The 973-nt window shown below is 73.6% G+C and carries 1 protein-coding gene; it reads left to right on the top strand.

All coding sequences use genetic code 11. The annotated features are described in order from the left end of the window. Positions 1-106 precede the first annotated feature (106 nt). Positions 107-880, top strand: coding sequence for a GNAT family N-acetyltransferase (locus tag HMPREF3105_RS05230; protein ID WP_020626505.1), 774 nt, complete (start codon positions 107-109; stop codon positions 878-880). The last annotated feature ends 93 nt before the right edge of the window (positions 881-973 follow it).

Here is a 973-nt window from a genome sequence, read left to right as displayed (position 1 = left end):
CAAGAACCTCATGACCCACAACAGCTAGTGCGCGGCCCCGGACGTGACGGCCGTGAGGGACGGGCGGGGCCTGGCCCGCACCGGCCTCACGCCTTACCCTTCAGACATGACTGAGCATCTGGATCCGGCACTGGTCGACATCTGGTTCGCGGCCTGGTCGCGATCGCGCGGCTACCGCACGAGCCAGGAGGCGGGGCGACGCGCGGCCCTGCGCACCCCCCGCCCCGCCCACATGATCCCCGGCGGCTCCGGTCGCGCCACGGTGGACGTGCCGGCCACGTGGGAGCACGTGGTGGTGAACCCCTCCCGCGCGGAGCTGGAGGACCTGCGCGAGGCGGTGCGGGACCAGGAGCAGATCCTGCTCACCGTGTTCGGCGACGCCGGCGAGGACCCCAAGGCCATGGGTCTGAAGGCCCAGGCCGAGCCGGAGCGCTTCATGACCATGGACATGGACCCCGAGCTGCAGGACGTGGAGCCCCCGCTGCTGCCCGAGGGCTATGAGGCCCGCGTGGACCAGCCGATGGAGGGCAGCCGTCGCCTGCGCATCCTGGCCGTCGGCGCCTCGACCGCGCCCGAGGGCGAGGAGGAGCTCGCCGCCCTCGGCTGGGTCACCGAGGAGGACGGCACCGCCGTCTACGACCGGATCTGGACGTCCCCGAACCACCGTCGCCGCGGCCTCGGCTCCCTCGTGATGCGCTACCTCACCTCCGAGGTCATGAGCGAGGGTGAGATCAGCCGCGGCCTGCTCGTCGCCTCCCCGGACGGCCAGAAGCTGTACCGCCACCTGGCCTGGACCGACCTCGGCCCCGTGTCCATCTGGGGTCGCGGCCTGGCCGAGGACAACCCCACCGCCGAGCACACCGGCACCATGGGGGCGTGACCGGCCACCTGCCGGAGCACGATCCCTGGGCGGATCCCGCGGGCGGCTGGGGGCCGCCCGGCACGGCGGACGCCGCGCCGCCCGTCGACGACG

It is taken from the genome of Micrococcus sp. HMSC31B01 (genome assembly GCF_001816085.1).
GTDB lineage: Bacteria > Actinomycetota > Actinomycetes > Actinomycetales > Micrococcaceae > Micrococcus > Micrococcus luteus.
The sequence above is the reverse complement of the archived record's forward strand: the minus strand, read 5'-3'. Positions and strand labels throughout refer to the sequence as shown.